Origin of the sequence: Rhizobium sp. LjRoot30 (assembly GCF_964253915.1) — a bacterium.
Taxonomy (GTDB): domain Bacteria; phylum Pseudomonadota; class Alphaproteobacteria; order Rhizobiales; family Rhizobiaceae; genus Metarhizobium.
On record NZ_CAXUSG020000014.1, the window covers coordinates 61,297 to 76,144 of the forward strand.

Sequence of the window (14,848 nt, forward strand, 5' to 3'; positions counted from 1 at the left end):
TTGTTGTAAACAGAATAATTCCCAAAGAAAAAATCAACGGCGACTTTCCGCAATACTCTTAACACGACCCGCTACCTGAACCCTTTTCCAAGTGTCTTCATCGACTTGTCCCAGCGCAACAAAGTTCCGCGAGTGCCCGATGCGACTGGTTCTACGAGAGCCCATGACGGGGCCCGCTCTATCAACGCGTTCACAATAGGACAACCGGGCACGCATGTCCAAGGTAAGCAGCCCGATCCATCTCCATGCAAAGATCAAGAACGGAAGACAATGTGGGCGCAGAACACCGGTTACGTTGAGCCACGCAAGCAGCCCAACCACGCCGACGGCCTGTCTTTGTGCGACTGCGTCTGGTACCGAGATTGCGTGAGTTTCTCCTCGAAGGCCGTGCTCCTCAATGTCCAGTTCCAACAACAATGACGGGCCGCTTAAAACACTGGCCGACGCTTTGCGACAGTCGGCTGCGCGACACCGAGACGCTGGGCAACATCCACTTGCCGGGCCTCGTCCGCCGGAACTGTCGGTTGAAGTCTGCCAACACAGTTTTGATGTCAGCCTCAGGGTCTTCCTCCCGCCATGGCGTCGATGATCCGGCAATCGGCCACCTGACCGAGACGGCATTCGGCTATCATCCGCCGCAGTTCCGTTTTCAGGTTCGTAAGACGGGCGATACGATCTTCCACGGCGTCGAGTTGGCTTTGGGCGATGCGGCTTGCATCCTCACACGATGCTTCCGGTTGTTCCTGGAGAGCCAGAAGAACGCGCACCGATGCCAGATCGAAACCAAGTTCCCGGGCATTCCGGATAAAGCACAGTCGTTGCGCGTCTGCTTCGCCATAGGTGCGACGGCCGTTGGACATCCTGGCTGGGATTGGGAGGACCCCGATGCGCTCGTAATAGCGAATAGTCTCTATGTTCACGCCCGATTTCTCGGATAAGTCGCCGATCTGCATTTTTCGTCTTGCTCCTGTAGTCACTACAGGTAGTACCATGGTCGAATTCGAATATCGAGGACCGACGAAATGGCAGCAGCTGCAACCGACACGATCCGCTATCAGGTGACGGGGATGGATTGTTCCTCCTGCGCCGCCAAGATCGAGGGGACCGCGCGCAAGGTCGAAGGCGTGGCCGACGTGAAGGTATCGATCGCATCGCAGATTATGACACTGCAAGTTGACGAGCCGGCGAACCGCCTGCCTCTGCTGGAAAGCGCCATCACGGGTCTGGGTTATCAGCTTGACCGCATCGGCCCATCCAGCGACACGGCAGACGGCGATGACGACGACAGGATTCCGGACCTGTCGCATGTCACCCCGGCATATAAGAGGGCGCTCTGGATCGTCGTGCTGCTGAACGTTGGCTACGGAGTCGTTGAGATCGTCGGAAGCTTCCTCGCCGGCTCCCAGGCGCTACAGGCGGACGCCCTCGACTTCCTGGGGGACGGCATGATCTCATTCCTGGGGCTGGTCGCGGTCGGATGGGGCCTCGCCGCTCGCGCCAAGGCGGCTCTTCTACAGGGTGTTTTCCTCGGCCTGCTCGGACTTGGCGTCGTCGCGTCCACCATCTACAGGGTGTTTATCGAGCATCAGCCGGAATCCGTGCTCATGGGCGGCTTCGCGCTTGTCGCCTTCGTCGTCAACGTTCTGGCGGCCGTGGTGCTCATCCCGCACCGCAAGGGCGACGCGAACATGCGGGCGGTGTGGTTGTTTTCGCGAAACGACGCGATCGGCAATCTCGCGGTCGTGGCCGCCGCGGGCTTGGTCTGGTGGACGGGAACACAATGGCCTGACCTCGTGGTCGCGTTCGCAGTTGCAGGCCTCTTCCTTCAATCGGCGTGGTCGATCATCCGGGACGCAAGACAGGACCTCTCTGCGGCGAGGGACAGATGAGGGCGGTTGCTTCAATTGCCGTGGTCCTGGTCGGCGCGGCACTTGACCTGGGAGCGAAGGCGTGGGCGCGGGCGAGCCTTGAACCTTACGGCCCCCCCACGGACTTTCTGCCTTTGGTACCGTTGCGACTGACCTTCAACAAAGGCGTGTCGTTCAGCATGTTCGCTGTCGACGGCGAAATCGGCAAAGCAGTCCTGATCGGGGTTACGGGCATTATAACACTTGTCATCGCTATATGGGCGTATCGTTCGCGCGGCTGGCAACGGGCAGCCCTGTCGATGATCCTGGCTGGCGCGCTCGGAAACCTGATCGACCGCAGCATGAGGGGCGCCGTGACTGACTTCCTGAGCCTCCGCTTTGGTGAATGGGAGCCGTTCGTGTTCAATCCGGCCGATGTCTGGATTTCTTCAGGCGTGGCCCTTCTGTTGGTCCTGCAGACCACGCAAAGCGGAACCGCCGAGGTGGGCGACGGTACGTCAGCACGGTAACGGGGCCTAAGGGCCATTCCTGTCATTGCGGCGAGAGTGGCAGGGCGCGCTTGTGGGCCGTCGCGACGTGCGTCGCGAGGATGCGCTGAAACGCGGGTTCTCCGATCGGCTTTCCTTCCAGGAAGTCGTCGATGTCATCATACGTGACCCCGTAGACGTCTTCATCGGGCCGCAGCGGAGCGTCGGACTCCAGATCGGCGGTCGGCACCTTGAACACCAGGTCCCTCGGCGCTCCGAGATATTCGGCGAGCGCCCGCACGCGCCGCTTGGTCAGTCCGGAAAGCGGCAGGACGTCCGCAGCGCCGTCGCCGAATTTCGTGAAGAAGCCCATCAATGCCTCCGCCGCATGGTCAGTCCCGATCACCAGGCCACGAACCGCGCCGGCGAGCGCGTACTGGGCGATCATCCGCTGGCGCGCCTTGATGTTGCCAAGGTGGAAGTCCAGCCGAACGGTTTCGAACAGGTCGCCTGCGTCCCCGCAGACCTCGGCCATCATCGCGTCGGCTGCGGGCTTTATGTCGATGGTGACTACGCGGTCGGGGCCGATGGACGCGAGCCCTCTCTGAGCGTCGGCCTCGTCGGCCTGCGTGCCATAAGGCAGTCTGACCGCGATGAACTCCGCCTTATGCCCTCTGCCCCGGAGGCGGTTCACCGCAGTCTGGGCAAGCAGTCCCGCGGTGAGCGAATCCACTCCCCCGCTGATGCCAAGGACGAGCGCTCCGCACGACGAGGCTTGCATGTAATCCGCGAGGAAGGCCGTTCTGCGCTCGGCTTCCGCGGACGCGTCGAATTCCTTCGCTACTCCGAGCGCCTCGATAATCTGCAAATGTTGGTCACGCACGACAATCCTCCATAACAGCTGTGAAATCCAAACCAGGCGAGAAAGTTGCAACCTGCCGAATCCCGACTGTCTCGTGAACTTACATGGCTGCAGATCGACACGTAACCGGAGCAGGCGCGAAGTGCGTCGCTGTCGATAACGCACTTTTCCGTGAGACCTCTTCCAACCCCGATGTCTTCGTGCCAGACTATGCGGGTGAGGTTCATGAAGGTCATCCATCGACTGCTGTTCGTGACCGCCCTGCTGGGGATTGTGGTCGGTCCCTTGAGCATCGGGGCGGCGGACAGCGTAATGGCGGCCTCCGGACCCGCGATGCACGGCATGTCCGGCATGGAGATGTCAGGCGACATGCCGTGTTGCCCTGACGAAATGCCGGCCAAGCCCGACTGCAGCGGCAAGTCATGTCCTCTGGTGTTGGTTTCCACGCGGAACTGAGCCGGTTTTTCCACCGAGAAGTGAGCCACCTCTGAGTATGGTTTTCTGATCAGGGTTTGGTCAAGGGATTGGTCTTTTCTCCTCTTTTCTGTGCCGCGGCGGCCGAGCTGGCTTTGAAGCGGAAGCTGTCGTTCCCGGTTTCCAGGATATGGCAACGATGGGTCAGGCGGTCGAGCAAAGCCGTGGTCATCTTGGCGTCGCCGAAGACGGTAGCCCATTCGCTGAAGCTGAGGTTGGTGGTGATGACGACGCTGGTGCGCTCATAGAGTTTGCTCAGCAGGTGGAAGAGCAGCGCTCCGCCTGAAGCACTGAACGGAAGGTATCCGAGCTCATCGAGGATCAGCAGATCGAGACGGACCAGAGTCTCAGCGATCTGGCCTGCCTTGCCTTTGGCCTTCTCCTGCTCGAGCGCATTGACCAATTCTATGGTAGAGAAGAAGCGGACCTTTCGGCGATGATGCTCGATTGCCTGGACACCGAGGGCGGTCGCGATATGTGTTTTTCCCGTGCCAGGCCCGCCGACGAGAACGATATTCTGCGCTCCGTCCATGAACTCGCATCGGTGCAGTTGGCGCACCGTCGCTTCGTTGATCTCGCTGGCGGCGAAGTCGTACCCGGAGATGTCCTTGTAGGCAGGGAAACGGGCAGCCTTCATGTGATAGGCGATGGAGCGAACCTCACGCTCGGCCATCTCGGCCTTCAGCAACTGGGACAGGACGGGCACGGCTGCATCGAAGGCTGGAGCCCCTTGCTCGATAAGGTCCGTGACGGCTTGGGCCATGCCATACATCTTCAGGCTACGCAGCATGATGACGACGGCGGCGCTGGCGGGATCATGACGCATTGCGACCTCCCGCGACCCGGACACGCAGACCATCGTAGCGCTCGACATTAGCCTCGGGTTCACGAAGCAAGGTCAACGCCTGCGGGGTATCGATGTCGGGACCGTCGATCGTCTTGCCGTCGATCAGCCGATGCAGCAGGTTCAGCACATGCGTTTTGGTCGCGACGCCCCCATCCAGGGCAAGCTTCACAGCCCTGAGTACGACCTGTTCGTCATGGTGAAGAACGAGGGCGAGGATGTCCGCCATCTCACGATCACCGCCGGGGCGGCGAAGCATCTGATCCTGTAATTGCCGAAAGGCCGGCGGCAATTCCAGGAAGGGTGCACCATTGCGCAGGGCACCGGGCTTGCGCTGGATGACCGCAAGATAGTGCCGCCAGTCGTAAATCGTCCTCGGCGGTTTGTCGTGACTGCGCTCAATGACCCGCACATGTTCGCAGAGGATATTGCCTTCGGCCGCAACGACCAGCCGTTCGGGATAAATCCGCAGGCTGACGGGCCGGTTCGCAAACGATGCTGGCACGCTGTAACGATTCCGCTCGAAGGTGATCAGGCATGTTGGTGAGACGCGCTTGCTCTGCTCGACGAAGCCGTCAAACATGGCGGGGAGCGCCATCAAGGCTGCACGCTCATCAGCCCAAACATCCGCGATCGTGCCGGACAAGGTTCCATGCGCCGTCTCCCGCCATAGGTCCTGGCAATGCTGGTCCAGCCAGTCATTCAACGCCGCCAAATCGGGAAAGTCCGGCATCTGTTGCCACAAGCGTGGCCGGGCATCCTGGACGTTCTTCTCGACCTGACCTTTCTCCCAACCTGCCGCTGGATTGCAGAACTCGGGCGCAAAGACATAATGGTTCGTCATCGCCAGGAAGCGGATGTTGACCTGCCGCTCCTTGCCCCGGCCTACGCGATCGACCGCGGTCTTCATGTTATGGGATGGACGCCTCCCTCCGAGGCCTCAGAATGAGGGGCCCAACTAAAGGAGGAAGTCATGACATTCGAATTGCTCGCAATCGATCTTGGAAAGTCGTCATTCCATCTCCACAGCATCGCGTCGGATGGCGCTATCCTGTCGCGGAAGATCAGCCGTTCGAAGTTGGCCGAAACGGTCAAAGCGATAAACCCCAGGATGGTAGCGATGGAAGCCTGCGCCAGCGCTCATCATTGGGGGCGGCAATTCCAGCATGACGGGCGAGAGGTCTTGCTGATCAATCCACGCTTCGTGAAGCCCTTTGTCCGTGGCTCCAAGAACGATGCGGTCGATGCTGCGGCGATTTATGAAGCGGCGACACGTCCAACCATGCGGTTCGTACCGGTCAAGTCGACCGCACAGCAAGACCTTCAGTCACTACATAGAGTTAGGGAGCGTCTGATCGTTCAGCGGACATCGCTGATCAATCATGCCCGCGGCCTTCTTGCCGAGTATGGAATCGTTTTGCCGCAGGGGCCATGGCGGTTTGCTGCTCAGGCACCCTCGGCTGTCGAGAATGCACCTCTTTCCGATCTCGGGCGCGAGCTATTCCTCGAACTCCTTGACCAGCTCACCGATGTGAATGACCGGGTTGCCAGGCTCGACCGGAAGATTAGCGAGATTTGCCGCGAGCGAGAAGATTGCCACCGTCTGTGCGAACTGCCTGGCGTCGGTCCGATCATTGCAACTGCACTGGTGGCCAGCGTTGAGGACGGGCGCCACTTCAAATCGGGGCGAGAACTGGCGGCCTGGATCGGGCTGGTCCCGCGACAATACACGACTGGCGGCAAACCACGCCTCGGCGGAATTGGCCGCCGAGCGAACCACTACCTCCGTCGCCAAATGATCCATGGTGCACGCGCAGTTATCAGCCGACTTGCCAGTCACGACGATCGCCGATCGCAATGGCTGAAAGAGCTCGTCGCTCGCCGTGGATTTAATAAAGCGATCGTAGCGCTCGCCAACAAGACCGCGCGGGTAGCATGGGCCTTGCTCACACGACAGGAGCGCTATGCCGCAAAATAGTCATTTGCCAATCGTTGCCTGTGAGGCAATGATGAATGCGAGGTAAGAACTGATGGCGTAACGGCACGGACCGCAGCTTCGGATCCTGATTTACGACAAGGCCACAAAGGTCGATCATGTTATGAGGAAAGAGGCAGCGGACTCCCATCAAGGCCAGGAGCGTGATCGCTCCAGCGATAGGCCGGATAGATTCACGCATCCAATGCCGAGTGCCGCCAAATGTTCATCTCGCCCGGGAGGCGTCCATAGATTATCGTAGATGCCGCGGCCAGGTACGCCGCCGAACACACGGAAGCCGTGCCAGTGGGCGTCGAACAGCATCTCGTGCGTTTGCAGCAGGTAGGCCCTGACCAGAAACGCGCGACTGTGCGACAGCTTGATATGTGCGACCTGAAGCTTCGTGCGCTCGCCGCCTACCACGGCATAATCTTCACTCCAATCGAATTGGAATGCTTCGCCTGGGCGAAAGGATAGCGGAACGAATATGCCGCGGCCCGCTTTCTGCTGCTCAGCCCGCCAGTCACGGGCGAATGCGGCGACCCGACCATAGGAGCCGGTAAAGCCGAGAACCACCAGGTCCGCATGAAGCTGCTTCAGCGTTCGGCGCTGCTTGCGCGACCTCCCGGCCTCGGTCTTCAGCCAGCCAGCAAGTTTGTCGGCATAGGGATCAAGCTTGCTCGGTCGTTCCGGTACCGTGAACGTCGGCTCGATCGTACCAGCGCTCAAATACTTCGCGATCGTGTTGCGTGACAGCCCGGTGCGCCGGCTGATCTCCCGGATCGACTGCTTCTCGCGCAGCGCCATCCGACGGATAATGTTTAAAAGTCCCATGTGGATCACTCCGTTGCCCCCGTCGCTCACCGCGTTGGGGGGAAGGTTCACATGGCTCAATTCTCAATGGAAATTATGCGCCTAATGGAGTGAACCCCTCGGGCTGGACCATCGAAACGCTTCAAACTAAGCCGCCTGCTGGGCGAGTTGAGTTTCGAATTCTGCTGGCGATAAATAGCCAAGGGCCGAGTGCAGCCGCTTGGCATTGTAGATCTCCTCAATGAACCTGGGCAAGCGTTCGGCCACATCCGCGAATGTTTCGTAGCCGGCGATGTAGACGTCCTCGACTTTCAGGGTCTTCATGAAGCTCTCTGCCTGCGCATTGTGATAAGGGTTGCCGACGGCGCTCATAGACCCCTGTAAGCCTGCCGCATCGAGCGCTCGTCGATAGGTCTCACTTGCGTACTGGCATCCGCGGTCCGTGTGGTGAATGCAGCCGCGTGGGGGCCTTCTGTTCTCGATCGCCGAACGCAATGCTGCCAAAGCCAGCGGCGTATCCAGGCGTTTCGACAGGCCATAGCCGACGACTTTCCGGCTGCAGGCGTCGAGAATGACAGCAAGATAGCAGAAGCCAGCGGCGATGCGGATGTACGTGAAGTCGGCCACCCAGACCATATCAGGCCGCGACGGGATCACATTGCGATAAAGGTTTGGGTAAATCGGCGAATCGTGGTTGCTATCCGTCGTGCGAACATACCGCTTGCGAGGCTTGATACCGAGGCCATTGGCCCGCATGACGCGGGCGACACGCTTGTGATTAACGAGGTGGCCTCTTCGCTGAAGCTCGTGTGTCACGCGCCGGTATCCATAGCAAGGCAGCTCGTCCTGGATGTCCTCTATGATTGCAACGAGCTCGCTGTCGCCGAGATTTAAAGCTTTTGCCTTTGATCGGTAATAGTAGGTGCTCCTCGGGAGATCGATCATTTTGCACCCCCGTCTGACAGAGCAGGCCGGGGACCGGTGATGATGGAGGAGCTCCCGCTGTCGCCGGCGATCAACTGGCGCGGTGTTTTTTTAACCAGGTCCAGCTCCATGGTGAGCTGGCCGACCTTGCGTTCAAGCGCCGCAATGTGGGCCTCGTACTCGGCAATGACGCTGGCCTCAGCCTCCTCATCGTTCAGATCGCCGCGATCGAACTGCGTCAGCCATAGCTGTATGAGGTTTGCCGAAACGCCGTATGTCCGTTGTGCGTCGCGCCGTCCGATGACGCCGTTTCGGATATCCTGGCAAAGCTGCAACTTGAACGGCGTCGAATGCCGGCGATATGGACCTCGGGACTTCATGAGCCTTCTCCGATTGAGGCCCGCAGAGTGTATCAGTTTTTCTGGGTCCCGTGGTCCAGCCCGAGGGGTTCACTCCATAACCGGCTCAGTTCTGCGTGGAAACCAACAACCAGCGATACCACGAGAGCCTGGCCAACGTGACGCCTGCCGACGCCTACTTCGGCAGGGCTCCGGCAATCATCAAACTGCGCGAAAGGATCAAGCGACAGACCATCGAACATCGGCGCTTGCAGCACCGCAAGTTCGCCGCCTAACATCAACCCCCTGACGAGGTCCGCACTCCGCTAATCTACGCCGCGAGTTGTGCCGAATGTTCTGACGACGGACAGCCGGCCGAGCAGAAGACGTAGCGCTCGCCTTCATACTCAGCCTTGTGAGCGGTCCTGGCGGGATCGACCACCATGCCGCAGACCGGATCATGGTCGACGTGACCGGACGGCGTTTCGCCGTCCGGCTCATGATGGTGATGATGGCCGTGCGCCCCAGTCACCTCGGCGGCGCGTTCGCTCTTCTGATCGTCGTCGGCCATTCATCACCTTTCACACGCCGCGCGTGCCTTCCGGTCTCTGTTCACTCCTCGATCAGATGGAACTCTTCGAGCAGCTTGGCGATCTCGGTGCCTTCGAGCTTCTTCATCAGCAGCTTGCGCAGGAAGGCCGGTCCGGGAAGGTCGATGCCCTTGCCGTCCCGCAGCGGACCGATCGCTGCCAGCAGCGTACGGATATCGTAGGTCGAGTTGAAGACTTCCGGCACGCCGCGCTCGACATTCATCAGGGTGTAGACGGCCTCCATCGGGGTCCTCACCGAATATTCCGTGGTGAAGATGCAGTCCCGCTGTTTCGATTCCGCGAACTGTCCGATGAAGGCGAAATTGACCGCGCCCTCCGGCACCACGTCCGGCCGGTCACCCGCCTGGCGCGGCATGAAGAAGGCGGTGATATAGGGCATCATCGTGGGCACGGTGCTGGCGCCGGAGGCTGCGAGCTCCGGAATGTCCTCGACCGGTACACCGAGATGGTAGAGCCACTCCTGGGTGATTTCCTCGCCGGTGCATTCCTGCATTGGCTTCTTCACATAGTCGCCGGGCTTGTCGACAAAGAGCGCGTAGAACCAGGCGATCATCTGGTCCTTGGGCTGCTTCTTGAAATGCGGCTGGCGATGAACCGTCCAGCTCAGCAGCCACGCCGAGTCCTTCACCGTGACGATACCCGCCGAGACGATCTTGCCGGTGAAGGGGTTGCGCTTGGTGATCTTCTCGACATAGGCCGGAATGCGGGCGTCGAGGGCAGTGATGGAGGCGGAGGCCCATTTCGTCTCCGGGATATGGGCGCCGAACACGTCGGGGCGGCCGAAGGCCGGATCCTTCGCGGCGATGCGGCGCCACAGGTCCCAGGCCGGCGCCGGTCCTTCGTTGAGCTTCGCCGGCGTCTTGTGATCGCCATTGTCGGAATTCTCGGTCAATGAGCCGATGGTTATGAAGACGAGATCGTCTGGCGCGAGATCGACGCCGCCTTCGACGCCGCGCTCTTTCCAGTGAATGCGGGTCGCTTGCTTGCGGCCGGGCTGGATGTCGAAATCGACGTCGGTGACCTCGACGCCGTAGCGGAACGTGACGCCGTGATCGGTCAGCCACTTCACCAGCGGCAGGACCATGGATTCATACTGATTGTAGCGATTGAACTTGAGCGAGGAGAAGTCGGCGAGACTGCCGATATGATGGATGAAGCGGTGCAGGTAGAGCTTCATTTCCAGCGCCGAATGCCATTCCTCGAAGGCGAACATGGTGCGCCAATAGAGCCAGAAATTGCTCTTCAGGAAATCTTCGCCGAAGACCTCGTTGATGCGCTTGTTCTCCATCTCCTCGCGTGTCGCCAGGAAAACGGAGAGCAGGTCCTTCTGGGCCTTGTCGTTCAACGTCAGCAGCGCCTTGTCGGGCACGTCCTGGCCCTGGTTCTGCGTCGTACGCTGGAGCGAAAAGTTGGGGTCGTCCTTGTTGAGCCGGTAGAATTCGTCGAGGACGCTGGCACCCTCGATCTCCAGCGAGGGGATCGAGCGATAGAGGTCCCACAGGCACTCGAAATGCTCCTCCATCTCGCGGCCGCCGCGAATGACGAAGCCCTTCTCCGGCACATCAAGACCATCGAGCGCGCCGCCGGGGATTCCCAGCTCTTCCAATATGGTGATGCGATCGCCCGGAACGCCGCCGTCGCGGATCAGGAAGGCGGCGCCGGCGAGCCCCGCCAGCCCCGAGCCGACGAACCAGGCCGTCTTCTTGTCGGCCCCCTCGGGCTTGCGGGGACGCACGAAGGCTTCATAGTTTCCACTGCTATAGTGCATGGCGAACTCCTGTTCTTCTTGTTGGGATCAGTCTGCGGAGGGTTTGTAGCTGTAGAAGCCTTCGCCCGAGGCGATGCCGAGCCTGCCCTTGTCGATGTAGTTTTCCTTCAGCCATGCCGCGAGCGACTGGGCGTGCTCATCGCCATGCGACAGAATGTTGTAGGGGGTGTTCAAGCCGATGATGTCGTAGATCTGGAACGGCCCCATCGGCGCGCCGGTGGCGATCCGCCAGACCTTGTCGACATCTTCCGGCTCGGCATAGCCGCCGGCGGCGAGATCGGCCGCCGCGTTCAGGAACGGCACCAGCAGGGAATTGAGGACATAGCCTGCCTTTTCCTTGCGCACCGGGATCGGCACCATGCCGATGGCCGAGGCGAAGGCGATCAGGGCATCGAACACGGCCGGATCGGTGTCGTCGGTGCCCATCACCTCGGCGGTGTTGAACTTCCAGATGCTGTTGGCGAAGTGCAACGCCAGAAACCGGTCCGGGCGGCCGGTGAAGGCCTTGAGGTCGCTCGGCAACAGGGTCGAGCTATTGGTAGCGAAGATCGCCCTTTCCGGCGCAAGCCCCGCGAGCTTCTCGTAGAGCGCCTGCTTGATCGAGAGAAGCTCCGGAACCGCTTCGATCACGAGGTCCGCGTCCGCGACGGCCGAACCGAGATCGGCGGACAGGGTGATGCGCTGCAGGGACTCGGCGGCCTTGCCGTCGGCCGCACCGGCCACCTCCTTGCCATAGGTCTTGACGAGCATGGCAAAACGCTGCCTTGCCTGTTCAAGCGCCTCCTCGCTGGTGTCGTAGGCGGTAACGTCGAAGCCGCTATAGGCGGTCTGGAAGGCTATCTGGCTCCCGAGGACGCCCGTGCCGAGAACCGCCACTTTCCTGATATCGCTCATTCAATCTCCTTCTGCGCGGTATCGTCACCAAGAAACGGAGCCGCCACCTCCACCGGGACGCGGGCCAGCTTGCCGGTTTCCCGATCGACAAGGGCCCACTGGGTCAGCGAGGCGACGAGCGTCCGCCCGTCTTCATCATGGAATTCGACGCATCGTGCATAGCGCGCACCGCGCGGCACTCCGACGACCCAGGTGATCGCGCTGACCGCGTCTCCCGCCCGGACATTGCCGCGATAGTCGACCTCATGGCGCAGCACGACCGCGACGAACCGGTCGCGATCTTGCGGACGCGCGGCCGTCAGCCAGTGCGCCACCGACGCATCCTGGATCCAGGTCACCCAGACAGCATTGTTGACATTGCCGAGTTCGTCGATGTCGGCGTCCTGGGCGCGGAAGCGGATATGGAAGCGCCGATGCTCATCCACCTCGCCGACGAGCGGGTGTCCGTGCTCATCGCAGCCGATGCGTCGACGATCTGACACGATCCCGCTCACGAATACGCCTGCTCCTCATGCGACGAACCCAGTCCAGCCATGGCGCGGAAGAAGCCGACGAGCATCTCGTCGCGCGGCATGGCGCCTTCGACATCGCCCTGGACCGCCAGTCCCATCCAGAGCGCGTATAGACCGATGCCCGTCTGCATCGGCGGCAAGGCCGGACGCAGTGCGAAGCGTTGCGTTAGATCGGCAACGAGTTCACCGAACATCCGATAGCAGGCCGCCTTGCCCTCCCGGTGCCGCTCGGCGAAAGCCGGATCGCGCCGCGCGTGAAGCTGCAATTCGATCGAGAGGAGCGACCATTGCGCTTCACCGGCCAGCTTCGCGAGCCGGGCGGCCAGCACCTGGAGCGTTGCCTCGATATCATCGCCGGAGCAGTGCGCGACCAGGTCGCGAAGCAGTGTGACCTCATCCTGGATATGGCTCTGCAGGATCTCGACCAGCAGATCGTCCTTGCTGGCGAAGTTCGAGTAGAAGGCACCCTGCGAATGGCCGGCCGCGCTGCAGATGTTGCGGATCGACATGGCGGCGACCCCCTCCTCGATGATCGAGGTATGTGCGGCGGCGATCAGCCGGTCCCGCGTCTGGCGCTGCGTGTCCTTGCGCGTAAGCGGCATGGGTTCGTTCTCCAACCAACGGGCGAGACGTGCGAAACCTTTTCGGCGGTTCCGCGTTCTCAGTAAAACCAGATATCAACTGATATCCGAAATCAACGGCGATTTCGACCCGAAATCGTCCGCAGTATCGAAATTAAAACGCGAAGGAGTGCCCTTGGCTGAAACCTACATTGGCTATTCCCCGGACGTGGAGGTTCTCGGCGAAGACGAGGAGCGGCTGACCGCCGAAATCCTCGAGATCATGGCGAGCACCAACCGTAAGGCCTTCGAACGCCACCGCCATGCGGTGCGCGACGCCCATGCCAAGAGCCACGGGTTCCTGAAGGGTGAGTTGGTCATCCCGGAACTGCCGGAGCATCTGCGCCAGGGGCTTTTCGCTCGTCCCGCCACCTATTCCGTGGTGATCCGCCTCTCATCAGCGCCCGGAGATATTCACTCCGATACGATACCGGCTCCGCGCGGCATGGCGATCAAGGTCATTGGCGTGGCGGGGGAGCGGCTTCTCCCCGAAGACCAGGGCCGCAACCAGGATTTCCTGCTGGTCAATATCCCGACCCTGAGCTTCGGCACGATCGGTAAATATCGCCAGCTCATCGGCCTTCTGGAAAAGAATGCCCAGAACCCGGCCGTTCTCCAGCGCGCCATGGCCGGGGTGGCGCGGGGAGTGGAAGCCGCGGTCGAAGCGGTCGGCGTCGAGCCCGGCGCCACGCTGCGCGGTCTCGCGCGCGACAATGACCATCTGCTTGGCGAGACCTATCACTCGATGGCGGCGATCCGCTTCGGCGACTACATCGCCAAGATCAGCGCCGCACCGCTCTCCGACAATGTCCGGGCACTCGCCGGCAAGGATGTCGGCGCGGTGGAGGACGCCACCATGCGCGATCTGGTGGTCGAGCATTTCCGCGATCAGAGCGCGGAGTATCAACTGCGCGCCCAGCTCTGTACCGATCTCGAAAGGATGCCGGTCGAGGATGCGGCGGTGCTCTGGCCGGAAGATCTCTCGCCGCACCAGCCGATCGCCACGCTGCGCATTCCCCCTCAGGACGCCTATTCGCCAGCGCGGCGGGTCTATGGCGATGACGTGCTGTCCTTCAACCCCTGGCACGGCATCCGCGATCATCAGCCGCTCGGCTCGATCATGCGGGTGCGCATCGCCGCTTATGAACGTTCCGCCCGCTACCGCCACGAAATGAACGCGCAGCCGCGCGTCGAGCCGACGAACATCGACGCCATTCCGGACTGACGATCCGATCGTCAACCAAACTTACGAAAGGAGGCCAGCCATGGCCGAGACCGAAGGAACCCCTCAGATCGACGAAACCCGCCTTCAGGCCATCCGCCGCCGGATCGAGGAAGTGGCCGGCGACGCGCCGCAGCTCGCCAAGCTCGCCCTCGAGCAGATGGTGACGAAGCATAATCCAGACCTCAAGGGCACCGCCGGCTCCGCCGGCCGTGTCGGCGCTCAGTCCGGCAATGTCTCGGAGCTTACCGCCATCGCCAACCTCAAGCCAGGCGGCGCGGACCGGCTGAAACGCATCTTCGGGCTGGTGAACGGCAATTTCGACGGAGCACAGAAGGTCGGCACACTGCACAATATGCGCTTCGTCTTCTTCGACAACGACACGCGCATCCTGTTCGCCACCGCCTATGATGGCGACTGGGACACCTATATCAACGACTTCGCCACCAAGATCCCCGACCTGATGGACCTGCTCTTCGCCTCGGTCGAGGGCTGGCCGGGCATTGCGAGCCCCAAGGTCAAGGACTTCATCGCCGAGCATCAGATCACCGCCGCCGGCTGGTTCGTCGCCAACCCGCAGGTGACCGTCGTCGATGTGCGCCGGCTCCAGCGCATGGAGCATGCCGTCAACGAATTTCTCGACAAGGTGGGCTGAG

Annotated in this window: 16 protein-coding genes and 3 pseudogenes; 7 read left to right on the top strand and 12 right to left on the bottom strand. The window is 61.2% G+C overall.

The genetic code is table 11. The annotated features are described in order from the left end of the window. Positions 1 to 557: 557 nt before the first annotated feature. The gene (locus ACSQ3I_RS22985; RefSeq protein WP_097143401.1) at positions 558 to 953 is read right to left on the bottom strand and encodes a MerR family transcriptional regulator; all 396 of its coding nucleotides are present in this window, start codon (positions 951 to 953) and stop codon (positions 558 to 560) included. A 69-nt stretch (positions 954 to 1,022) separates the two neighbouring features. Between ACSQ3I_RS22985 and ACSQ3I_RS22990 the strand changes: the two genes are divergently transcribed. Together ACSQ3I_RS22990 and lspA are read left to right on the top strand one after the other, a co-directional pair. Further along, positions 1,023 to 1,889, top strand: a complete 867-nt coding sequence (locus tag ACSQ3I_RS22990; RefSeq protein WP_436002777.1) for a cation diffusion facilitator family transporter — start codon at positions 1,023 to 1,025, stop codon at positions 1,887 to 1,889. Then, positions 1,886 to 2,377: a signal peptidase II gene (gene lspA / locus ACSQ3I_RS22995; protein ID WP_080843345.1), complete on the top strand. Its 492-nt coding sequence runs from the start codon at positions 1,886 to 1,888 to the stop codon at positions 2,375 to 2,377. Before ACSQ3I_RS22990 ends, lspA begins: the two co-directional genes overlap by 4 nt. A gap of 22 nt (positions 2,378 to 2,399) precedes the next feature. On the opposite strand, the gene nadE is transcribed toward lspA, so the two are convergent. Beyond that, the gene (gene nadE, locus ACSQ3I_RS23000) at positions 2,400 to 3,218 is read right to left on the bottom strand and encodes an ammonia-dependent NAD(+) synthetase (RefSeq protein ID WP_230175143.1); all 819 of its coding nucleotides are present in this window, start codon (positions 3,216 to 3,218) and stop codon (positions 2,400 to 2,402) included. Between the two features lie 204 nt (positions 3,219 to 3,422). Between nadE and ACSQ3I_RS23005 the strand changes: the two genes are divergently transcribed. Further along, positions 3,423 to 3,653 carry a hypothetical protein gene (locus ACSQ3I_RS23005; protein WP_436002780.1) on the top strand — a complete coding sequence of 77 codons (231 nt, stop codon included), beginning with the start codon at positions 3,423 to 3,425 and terminating at the stop codon, positions 3,651 to 3,653. A gap of 49 nt (positions 3,654 to 3,702) precedes the next feature. Here the strand turns inward: ACSQ3I_RS23005 and istB are convergent, their stop codons facing one another. After that, positions 3,703 to 4,497, bottom strand: coding sequence for an IS21-like element helper ATPase IstB (gene istB / locus ACSQ3I_RS23010; protein WP_436002782.1), 795 nt, complete (start codon positions 4,495 to 4,497; stop codon positions 3,703 to 3,705). Further along, a pseudogene (locus tag ACSQ3I_RS23015) lies at positions 4,487 to 5,428 on the bottom strand (Mu transposase domain-containing protein); the annotation flags it as partial. The gene istB and the pseudogene ACSQ3I_RS23015, both read right to left, overlap by 11 nt. Before the next feature lie 60 nt (positions 5,429 to 5,488). On the opposite strand from ACSQ3I_RS23015, the gene ACSQ3I_RS23020 reads away from it, so the two are divergent. Continuing rightward, a complete protein-coding gene (locus ACSQ3I_RS23020) occupies positions 5,489 to 6,493 on the top strand; it encodes an IS110 family transposase (protein ID WP_113426808.1) in 1,005 nt (334 codons plus the stop codon). 228 nt (positions 6,494 to 6,721) lie between these two features. Here the strand turns inward: ACSQ3I_RS23020 and istA are convergent. The 3 genes and pseudogenes from istA to ACSQ3I_RS23035 all read right to left on the bottom strand — a co-directional run. Continuing rightward, positions 6,722 to 7,324 (bottom strand): annotated as a pseudogene (gene istA / locus ACSQ3I_RS23025) (IS21 family transposase); the annotation flags it as partial. 126 nt (positions 7,325 to 7,450) lie between these two features. Next, a complete protein-coding gene (locus ACSQ3I_RS23030) occupies positions 7,451 to 8,248 on the bottom strand; it encodes an IS3 family transposase (RefSeq protein ID WP_082186272.1) in 798 nt (265 codons plus the stop codon). Then, complete coding sequence (locus ACSQ3I_RS23035) at positions 8,245 to 8,607, bottom strand: transposase (protein WP_082186271.1); 363 nt, start codon at positions 8,605 to 8,607, stop codon at positions 8,245 to 8,247. The genes ACSQ3I_RS23030 and ACSQ3I_RS23035 overlap by 4 nt, the downstream gene beginning before the upstream one ends. Positions 8,608 to 8,711: 104 nt before the next feature. On the opposite strand from ACSQ3I_RS23035, the pseudogene ACSQ3I_RS23040 reads away from it, so the two are divergent. Continuing rightward, a pseudogene (locus tag ACSQ3I_RS23040) lies at positions 8,712 to 8,861 on the top strand (IS3 family transposase); the annotation flags it as partial. A gap of 35 nt (positions 8,862 to 8,896) precedes the next feature. Here the strand turns inward: ACSQ3I_RS23040 and ACSQ3I_RS23045 are convergent. Genes ACSQ3I_RS23045 through ACSQ3I_RS23065 form a run of 5 tightly spaced genes read right to left on the bottom strand, consistent with a single transcriptional unit; the run spans position 8,897 to position 12,952 of the window. Continuing rightward, positions 8,897 to 9,136 (bottom strand): YHS domain-containing protein, encoded by a 240-nt coding sequence (locus ACSQ3I_RS23045; RefSeq protein WP_046407408.1) that lies wholly within the window; start codon positions 9,134 to 9,136, stop codon positions 8,897 to 8,899. A 41-nt stretch (positions 9,137 to 9,177) separates the two neighbouring features. Then, positions 9,178 to 10,944, bottom strand: coding sequence for an oleate hydratase (locus ACSQ3I_RS23050; protein ID WP_436002786.1), 1,767 nt, complete (start codon positions 10,942 to 10,944; stop codon positions 9,178 to 9,180). Positions 10,945 to 10,971: 27 nt separating this feature from the next. Beyond that, positions 10,972 to 11,838, bottom strand: coding sequence for a 3-hydroxyacyl-CoA dehydrogenase (locus ACSQ3I_RS23055; RefSeq protein ID WP_175386709.1), 867 nt, complete (start codon positions 11,836 to 11,838; stop codon positions 10,972 to 10,974). Beyond that, positions 11,835 to 12,332, bottom strand: a complete 498-nt coding sequence (locus tag ACSQ3I_RS23060; RefSeq protein ID WP_200883215.1) for an acyl-CoA thioesterase — start codon at positions 12,330 to 12,332, stop codon at positions 11,835 to 11,837. Before ACSQ3I_RS23060 ends, ACSQ3I_RS23055 begins: the two co-directional genes overlap by 4 nt. Then, complete coding sequence (locus ACSQ3I_RS23065) at positions 12,329 to 12,952, bottom strand: TetR/AcrR family transcriptional regulator (protein WP_007407173.1); 624 nt, start codon at positions 12,950 to 12,952, stop codon at positions 12,329 to 12,331. Before ACSQ3I_RS23065 ends, ACSQ3I_RS23060 begins: the two co-directional genes overlap by 4 nt. A 154-nt stretch (positions 12,953 to 13,106) precedes the next feature. Here ACSQ3I_RS23065 and ACSQ3I_RS23070 point away from each other — a divergent pair, with 154 nt between their 5' ends. After that, on the top strand, positions 13,107 to 14,195 hold the full coding sequence (locus ACSQ3I_RS23070) for a catalase family protein (RefSeq protein WP_279731820.1): 1,089 nt from the start codon (positions 13,107 to 13,109) through the stop codon (positions 14,193 to 14,195). A gap of 40 nt (positions 14,196 to 14,235) precedes the next feature. Then, positions 14,236 to 14,847 carry a hypothetical protein gene (locus tag ACSQ3I_RS23075; RefSeq protein WP_436002790.1) on the top strand — a complete coding sequence of 204 codons (612 nt, stop codon included), beginning with the start codon at positions 14,236 to 14,238 and terminating at the stop codon, positions 14,845 to 14,847. Position 14,848 lies beyond the last annotated feature (1 nt).

Excerpts from the sequence above, each read along its gene's own strand:
- ACSQ3I_RS23045 (WP_046407408.1), bottom strand. The coding sequence starts at position 9,136 with ATGGCCGACGACGATCAGAAGAGCGAACGCGCCGCCGAGGTGACTGGG.
- istB (WP_436002782.1), bottom strand. The coding sequence starts at position 4,497 with ATGCGTCATGATCCCGCCAGCGCCGCCGTCGTCATCATGCTGCGTAGC.
- ACSQ3I_RS22990 (WP_436002777.1), top strand. The coding sequence starts at position 1,023 with ATGGCAGCAGCTGCAACCGACACGATCCGCTATCAGGTGACGGGGATG.
- ACSQ3I_RS23005 (WP_436002780.1), top strand. The coding sequence starts at position 3,423 with ATGAAGGTCATCCATCGACTGCTGTTCGTGACCGCCCTGCTGGGGATT.
- ACSQ3I_RS23065 (WP_007407173.1), bottom strand. The coding sequence starts at position 12,952 with ATGCCGCTTACGCGCAAGGACACGCAGCGCCAGACGCGGGACCGGCTG.
- ACSQ3I_RS23035 (WP_082186271.1), bottom strand. The coding sequence starts at position 8,607 with ATGAAGTCCCGAGGTCCATATCGCCGGCATTCGACGCCGTTCAAGTTG.
- ACSQ3I_RS23075 (WP_436002790.1), top strand. The coding sequence starts at position 14,236 with ATGGCCGAGACCGAAGGAACCCCTCAGATCGACGAAACCCGCCTTCAG.
- ACSQ3I_RS23030 (WP_082186272.1), bottom strand. The coding sequence starts at position 8,248 with ATGATCGATCTCCCGAGGAGCACCTACTATTACCGATCAAAGGCAAAA.
- lspA (WP_080843345.1), top strand. The coding sequence starts at position 1,886 with ATGAGGGCGGTTGCTTCAATTGCCGTGGTCCTGGTCGGCGCGGCACTT.
- ACSQ3I_RS23055 (WP_175386709.1), bottom strand. The coding sequence starts at position 11,838 with ATGAGCGATATCAGGAAAGTGGCGGTTCTCGGCACGGGCGTCCTCGGG.
- ACSQ3I_RS23020 (WP_113426808.1), top strand. The coding sequence starts at position 5,489 with ATGACATTCGAATTGCTCGCAATCGATCTTGGAAAGTCGTCATTCCAT.
- ACSQ3I_RS22985 (WP_097143401.1), bottom strand. The coding sequence starts at position 953 with ATGCAGATCGGCGACTTATCCGAGAAATCGGGCGTGAACATAGAGACT.
- ACSQ3I_RS23050 (WP_436002786.1), bottom strand. The coding sequence starts at position 10,944 with ATGCACTATAGCAGTGGAAACTATGAAGCCTTCGTGCGTCCCCGCAAG.